Here is a 6,585-nt window from a genome sequence, read left to right on the forward strand (position 1 = left end):
CCGCGTGACGCAGGACGCCGAAGGACGGGCCGCCATCCGGCAGGCCGTCTCCGTCGCGCTGGCCACGGGCCTGTACGGGGTGTCGTTCGGCGCGCTCGCCGTGGCGGCGGGCCTCTCGGTGCCGCAGGCCATGGCGCTGAGCCTGCTGATGTTCTCGGGCGGCTCGCAGTTCGCGTTCATCGGCGTGGTCGGCGCGGGTGGTCTGGCCGCCGCCGCCATCGCGACCTCGGGGCTGCTCGGCGTGCGCAACGGGCTGTACGGCCCGCAGGTGTCACCGCTGATCGACGTCCGAGGCTGGCGCCGTCCGCTGGCCGCGCACCTGACCATCGACGAGTCGACCGCCGTCGCGACCGTCCACAAGGCGCCGCACGCCGCGAAGCTCGGGTTCTGGTGGACCGGGGTCGGCGTCTTCGTGCTCTGGAACCTGTTCACGCTCGCCGGTGCGCTGGTGGGCGACCGCCTGGGCGACCCCCGCAAGTACGGTCTCGACGCCGCCGCGGCGGCCGCGTTCCTCGCGCTCGTGTGGCCCCGGATCACCGGTCCGGGGGCGGGCCTCGCCCGGATGGTCGCCGGGGGCGCCGTCGTCGTCGCCCTCGCGCTCACGCCCGTCGCGCCGGCCGGCATCCCGGTCCTGCTGGCCGCGGGCGTCGCGATCGTGGCGGGGTTCCTGGCCAGGGACCCGGAGCCGGCGACGTGAGCTCCGCCGTCACGTGGGTCGCGCTGCTGGTCGCCAGCGCCGTCTGCTTCGCGCTCAAGCTCGCCGGCCACCTGGTGCCCAAGCACTGGCTGGCCGAGCCCCGGGTCGCCCGCACCGCCGCGCTGGTCACCGTGGCCCTGCTGTCGGCGCTCGTCGCCGTGCAGGCGGCCACCCGCGGGAACGAGATCGTGCTCGACGCCCGGCTGCCGGCGCTGGTGGTGGCCGCGGTCGCGCTCGTCCTCAAGGCACCCTTCGTCGTCGTCGTCATCCTCGCCGCCGTCACCGCGGCGGTCCTGCGGGCGATCGGCATGCCCTGAGAGAGGCGGGCACCATCTGCGGCCCTCGGCCGTTGGGCTCCCCGAACGCCCTGCCGCGTGGCGCGACCTCGTGCCCGGCACCCGTCACCCCTCGGAGGACCCCATGGCCGCTCCCGTCCATCGCAACCGCCTCGGCTCGCTGATCTTCTTCTCCCGCTGGCTCCAGGTGCCCCTGTACCTCGGGCTCATCGTGGCCCAGGCCATCTACGTGTGGCAGTTCATGCTCGAGCTGTGGCACATCGCCGAGGAGGTCTTCCTGCACGGCGGCCTCTCGGAGGAGGCCATCATGCTGGGCGTCCTCGGGCTGGTGGACGTCGTCATGATCGCGAACCTGCTGATCATGGTGATCGTCGGCGGCTACGAGACGTTCGTCTCCCGCATCCGGCTCGACGGCCACCCCGACCAGCCCGAGTGGCTCTCGCACGTCAACGCGAACGTGCTCAAGACCAAGCTCGCCATGTCGATCATCGGCATCTCCTCGATCCACCTGCTGCGCAGCTTCATCGAGGCCCGCACCATCATCGACTCGAGCGGGACCGACGTGCTGCTCTGGCAGACCGTGATCCACCTGGCCTTCATCGTGTCCGCCGTGGCGCTAGCGTGGATCGACAAGATGTCGGTCAAGCACCCGCCCAAGGCCGTGGTGCACGAGACCACCCCCGAACCCGTCGAGGTCTGATGCCGCTGTTCACCGACAACGCCGACGTCTCGGTCCGCCCCGCGGTCCGCGGCGACGAGCACGCCATCACCCGCGTGCAGGTCGAGGCGTGGCGCGCCTCGCACGCCGAGGTGCTGGGCCAGGGCGCCCTGGACCTGCTCGACGAGCGGGCGATCGAGGCCCAGTGGGCCGCGGCCGTCGTCGCCCCACCGTCCGGCTACCGCGTGCTCGTCGCCTGCGACGGCCCGACCGTGGTCGGCGTCGTGTCCGTCGCGCCTGTCCCGGCGGCCGAGGACCGGCCCTTCGACGCCCCCGGCGGGGCGATCCTCGCGCTCGAGGTCGAGCCGGCCCGGCAGCGCATCGGCCACGGCTCGCGGCTGCTCGCGGCCGCCGTCGACACCCTTCGCGAGGACGGCGCCGACCAGGTGCACACGTGGGTGCTCGACGGTGACGAGGCCCGCGCGCGGTTCCTCACCTCGGCCGGGCTGGGTCCCGACGACGTCGCCCGCGAGCTCGTGTCGGGACGGATGMCGGACGGGTCGGTGCGGACGGTCACCGAGCACCGCTGGTCGGCCTCGATCTAGGTCGCCGCTGCTAGCCCCGGTGCAGCCTGCTGGCCTTGCGCAGCGACTCCCGGGCACGGCGCCGGTCCCCCGCCGCGTCGTACGCGAAGGCCAGGTGGTACCAGGACCGCCAGTCGTCGGGCTCCGCCTCGGCCAGCTCCCGGGCGGGCTCGAACGCCTCGCGCGCGGCCGCCCGGTCGATCCGGCCGCCGGGCGACCGGGGCAGGTCGTCGAGGGGCAGCTCGTCGGCGKCGGCSAGCTCGTCSGCCATSCGCTGCACGTCGATSGCSAGCCGCCACTCGCGCGCGACCAGCCAGATGACCAGGGGCGGCAGGATCCAGAACGCGATGCCGAGCACGATCGCGACGGGCTCGCCGGTCTGGATCAGAGCCGTCGCGCGCGTGGCCACGATCCACACGTAGAGGCCGAGCAGGCCGGTGAGCGCGACGGCTCCGGCCACGGAGGTCCAGCGGACGCGGCTCGACGAGGTCGCCACGCTCACGCCAGGTCGAGCAGCTGGTCGAGCCCGACCGTCAGGCCCGGTCGCGAGCCCACCTGCCGCACGGCCAGCAGCACCCCGGGCATGAAGCTGACGCGGTCGAACGAGTCGTGCCGGATGGTGAGCTGCTCGCCCGCGTTGCCCAGCAGGATCTCCTCGTGCGCGACGAGGCCGCGCAGCCGGACCGAGTGCACGCGGATGCCGTCGACGTCCGCGCCGCGAGCCCCCTCCAGCGCCTGGGTGGTGGCGTCCGGCACCGGACCGGCACCGGCGGCGGCCCGCGCGGCGGCGATGGCCGAGGCGGTGTGCCGGGCCGTCCCCGACGGGGCGTCGACCTTGTCCGGGTGGTGCAGCTCGATCACCTCGACCGACTCGAACCAGCGGGCGGCCCGGGCGGCGAACGCCATGGCCAGCACCGCGCCGAGCGCGAAGTTCGGGGCGACCAGCACGCCGACGCCGGGCCGGTCGGCCAGGTGGTCGTGCACGCGGGCCAGCGACTCGTCGGTCCAGCCGGTCGTCCCGACGACCAGGTGCACGCCGGCGTCGACGAGCGCGTGCACGTTGCCCTCGGTGGCCGACGGGACCGTGAAGTCGACCGCCACCTGGGCGCCCGCGTCGACGACGGCCTGCAGGTCGGCGTCCGCGTCCAGCGCGGCGACCAGCTCGAGGTCGGGGGCGGCCTCGACGGCTGCCACCACGGTCGATCCCATGCGGCCCGCCGCACCCAGCACGGCCACCCTGATGCGCTCGCTCACGACCAGCAACCCTAACGTCAGGCCGCGACCCCGAGCGCCGCCGCGATGCCGACCTCGAGCCGTCGCAGCGCCACCTGGCTCAGCCCCGTGAACCGCTCGACCTCTCGCGGCGGGTAGCCGGCGCGCAGGTACCACTGCAGGACCGCCAGCACGTCGCCCGGACGGACCGGCCCGGGCCCGACCGCGTCGCGGACGAAGGCCGAGAACCGGACCGCCGCCAGGAACGCCTCGGGGGTGATCCCGATCGTCTGCACGACCTCCCGGTACACGACGCCCACCGCGAGGTCGGCCTGCCGCGCGAGGTCGGACGCCCGCACGAGCCCCCGCTGCTCGATCACGCTGCGCAGCACCGGCGCGAGCGCCTCGAGCGGGGAGCCGACGATCACCGGGGTCGCACGGACGGCCAGCGCCGACCCGAGCGCGGCGGCGGCGTCGGCGTCCCTGCCCTGCCCCAGCGCCTCGGCGCACTCCTGCTCGACGCCGGCACCGAGGAACGTGTGGAGCGCGACCGCGTCGTACGACGGAGCGCCGACGCCCATCCGCGCCAGGGCGACGGGGTCGAGCTGCGCGCCCAGCCGGACCGACGGGCCGCGCTGCTCACGCACGAACGCGCGCTCCGCGAGCCCTCGGACACCGCTGCCGTCGGGGGTCCGCAGCTGGTCCAGCGGATCGATGTGCTCGCCCGCGGCACCGACGGCGACGGTCACCAGGCCGTGGCCGTCCGGCAGCAGCACCTCGCGCTCGACGACGCCGTCGGGCACGCGCACCACCCAGAGGTGCTCGACGATCCCGTGGGCGGCGGGCGGCGGCGGATACCGCCGGTAGACGACCTGGTCGAGAGCCATGCCCCATCATCGCGCGCCTGGCGCCGCCTGATGTCAAGACTGTGCTCCCGCCTTCCGATGGATCCCCATGGATCGCCCCGTACGCCGGTCGCCGACCCCGGCCGCCGTCCTCACCGCCGTCGCGCTCGGCGTGCTGACCTCGACCTACGCGGTGATGTCCTGGAACGACGCCCTCGACCAGGCGGCGGCCGGCGAGTACCCGTGGCCGCTCGACCCGTCCGAGATCGTGCGCGCCTCGGTCGGGTGGACGCTCGCCGTCGTGCTGGTGTGCGCGGTCACGTGGGTCGCCACGGCACGGCAGTCGAGCATCGGGCGCCCCTGGCGCGTGCCGGCGACCGCGGTGGCCGGCATCGCCGTGTGGTCGCTCGCCGCGTGGCGCTCGATCCAGGTGAGCTACCTGGTCGACGGGTGGTACGTGCCCTGGCCCGGGCCGGTCCCCGTCACGACGTACGTCACCGACCCGACGGACCCGCTCTCGACCGTTCTCGCCGTCCGGCCCGGCGCGCTGACACCGGTGATCCTCGTGGCCGCGGTCCTGGTCGTCGCCTGGTCGGCCCGCCGCCACGCCCGCAGCACCCCGGCGGTGGAACCCGTGCGGCGGCGCAGGCACGCCGTCGTGCTCGGCGTCCTCGGACCGCCGATCGTCGCCGCCGTCGCGGCCGCGACCCTGCTCCAGGTGGATGCGGACCCGTACTACACGACGCTGCAGCGCACCGTCGACGTGCTGGTCAGCCCCGGATCCGCGCTCGTCGCCGCCGTCGTCGCGGCGCTCGCGCTCGGTGGCACCGGGCGGGCCGGCTGGGTGCTGCTCGGCGTGGTCGGGCTCGCCGTCGTCGGCCCGATCGTCGGCCGATGGTGGTCGGGCGAAGCGGACAACCTCCTGGCCACGGCGGCACTGGGCACGCTGGCCGTGGTGCTGGCCGCCGCCGTCCACCCCGCCGCGACGGCGATCGCCCGGCTCGACGACCCCGAGCCGTGGGTGCCCGACCTGCTGCTAGTCCCCGAACGGGCCGACGCGGACGACCGAGCGCGGGCGTGACGCCAGGTCCGCGGCGAGGTCCTGCACGTCCTGCACGGTGACCGCGCGAATGAGATCGAGCGACTCGTCGATGCTCAGCAGGGAGCCGTGCACCAGCTCGGACTTGCCGAGGCGGCTCATGCGCGAGCCCGAGTCCTCCATGCCGAGCACCAGGCCGCCGGCCAGCTGGCCCTTGGACCGCTCGAGCTCGGCCTGCGTGATCGGGGCGTCCGCCATCCGCTCCCACTCGGCGACCATGAGGGCGACGACCTCGTCGACCTTGCCCGGCGTGCAGCCCGCGTACAGGCCGAAGATGCCCGTGTCGGCGTGCCCGGAGGCGAACGAGTACGTGGAGTAGGCCAGGCCGCGGCGCTCGCGGATCTCCTGGAACAGCCGCGACGACATCCCGCCGCCGAGCACCGCGTTGAGGACCGAGAGCGTGAACCGCTTCGGGTCCGTTGCCGTGAGCGACGTGCCGCCGATGATGACGTTGGCCTGCTCGGTGTGCCGGCGGATGGTCAGCTCGACGCCCTGCGCCGGGATGCCGCCCTGTCCGGCCTGCACGGCGACGTCGGTCGGGACGCGGCGGCTGCGCGGCTCGGCGCCGGCGTCGAGCGACCAGCCGCCCGTGCCCAGAGCCTCGGTGACCTGCGCGCACAGCACGTCGTGGTCGACGCCGCCGGCGGCCGTCACGACGAGCGTCGAGGGCCGGTAGTGCTCCCGGTAGTGCTCCCACACCGCGTCGCGCGGCACCGCGCGGATGGTGTCGGGGGTGCCGCCGATCGGCCGGCCCAGCGCGTGGGCGCCCAGGACGGCGGCGGCGAACTGCTCGTGGACGACGTCGCTGGGGTCGTCGTCGTTCATCGCGAGCTCTTCGAGGATCACGCCGCGCTCGGTCTCGAGCTCGTCGGAGTCCAGGCGCGCGGAGGTGACCATGTCCGCGATGACGTCGACAGCCATCGGGAGGTCCGTGTCGAGCACCCGCGCGTAGTAGCAGGTGTGCTCCTTGCCGGTGGCGGCGTTGGCCTCACCACCGACGGCGTCGAACGCCTCCGCGATGTCCATCGCGGTACGGCGCGCGGTGCCCTTGAACAGCAGGTGCTCGAGGAAGTGGGTGGAGCCGTGGTGGCCGTCGGACTCGTCACGCGAGCCCACGCCCACCCAGGCGCCGACGGTCGCCGAGCGCAGGCCCGGCATGTGCTCGGTGAGCACGCGGACCCCGCCGGGCAGGAC

The 6,585-nt window shown here is 74.5% G+C and carries 9 protein-coding genes; 5 read left to right on the top strand and 4 right to left on the bottom strand.

Features of this window, described 5'->3' with window-relative positions:
• The first annotated feature begins 4 nt into the window (after window positions 1–4).
• The 4 genes from ACXJKG_RS06070 (at window position 5) to ACXJKG_RS06085 (ending at window position 2,256) form a co-directional block, all read left to right on the top strand.
• Entirely contained in the window at window positions 5–697 is a 693-nt protein-coding gene (locus ACXJKG_RS06070; RefSeq protein ID WP_456844852.1) for an AzlC family ABC transporter permease, read from the top strand.
• A complete protein-coding gene (locus ACXJKG_RS06075; protein WP_456844853.1) occupies window positions 694–1,014 on the top strand; it encodes an AzlD domain-containing protein in 321 nt (106 codons plus the stop codon). The genes ACXJKG_RS06070 and ACXJKG_RS06075 overlap by 4 nt, the downstream gene beginning before the upstream one ends.
• Window positions 1,015–1,117: 103 nt before the next feature.
• On the top strand, window positions 1,118–1,693 hold the full coding sequence (locus ACXJKG_RS06080; protein WP_456844854.1) for a TIGR00645 family protein: 576 nt from the start codon (window positions 1,118–1,120) through the stop codon (window positions 1,691–1,693).
• Window positions 1,693–2,256: an N-acetyltransferase family protein gene (locus tag ACXJKG_RS06085; RefSeq protein ID WP_456844855.1), complete on the top strand. Its 564-nt coding sequence runs from the start codon at window positions 1,693–1,695 to the stop codon at window positions 2,254–2,256. Before ACXJKG_RS06080 ends, ACXJKG_RS06085 begins: the two co-directional genes overlap by 1 nt.
• 10 nt (window positions 2,257–2,266) lie before the next feature.
• Here the strand turns inward: ACXJKG_RS06085 and ACXJKG_RS06090 are convergent, their stop codons facing one another.
• The 3 genes from ACXJKG_RS06090 to ACXJKG_RS06100 are packed head-to-tail and all read right to left on the bottom strand — an operon-like array spanning window position 2,267 to window position 4,334.
• Entirely contained in the window at window positions 2,267–2,731 is a 465-nt protein-coding gene (locus ACXJKG_RS06090) for a hypothetical protein (RefSeq protein WP_456844860.1), read from the bottom strand.
• 2 nt (window positions 2,732–2,733) lie between these two features.
• Entirely contained in the window at window positions 2,734–3,489 is a 756-nt protein-coding gene (gene dapB / locus ACXJKG_RS06095; protein WP_456844856.1) for a 4-hydroxy-tetrahydrodipicolinate reductase, read from the bottom strand.
• 17 nt (window positions 3,490–3,506) lie between these two features.
• Window positions 3,507–4,334: a hypothetical protein gene (locus ACXJKG_RS06100; RefSeq protein ID WP_456844857.1), complete on the bottom strand. Its 828-nt coding sequence runs from the start codon at window positions 4,332–4,334 to the stop codon at window positions 3,507–3,509.
• Window positions 4,335–4,401: 67 nt separating this feature from the next.
• Between ACXJKG_RS06100 and ACXJKG_RS06105 the strand changes: the two genes are divergently transcribed.
• The gene (locus ACXJKG_RS06105; protein WP_456844858.1) at window positions 4,402–5,373 is read left to right on the top strand and encodes a hypothetical protein; all 972 of its coding nucleotides are present in this window, start codon (window positions 4,402–4,404) and stop codon (window positions 5,371–5,373) included.
• Here ACXJKG_RS06105 and ACXJKG_RS06110 read toward each other — a convergent pair.
• On the bottom strand, window positions 5,329–6,585 hold a 1,257-nt coding region (locus ACXJKG_RS06110), incomplete at its 5' end, for a M16 family metallopeptidase (RefSeq protein ID WP_456844859.1). The genes ACXJKG_RS06105 and ACXJKG_RS06110 overlap by 45 nt on opposite strands.

It is taken from the genome of Cellulomonas sp. P5_C6, assembly GCF_054049635.1.

What these genes read in the sequence shown, in the direction of transcription:
- ACXJKG_RS06105 (WP_456844858.1), top strand. Translation starts at nt 4,402, where the DNA reads ATGGATCGCCCCGTACGCCGGTCGCCGACCCCGGCCGCCGTCCTCACC.
- ACXJKG_RS06100 (WP_456844857.1), bottom strand. Translation starts at nt 4,334, where the DNA reads ATGGCTCTCGACCAGGTCGTCTACCGGCGGTATCCGCCGCCGCCCGCC.
- ACXJKG_RS06080 (WP_456844854.1), top strand. Translation starts at nt 1,118, where the DNA reads ATGGCCGCTCCCGTCCATCGCAACCGCCTCGGCTCGCTGATCTTCTTC.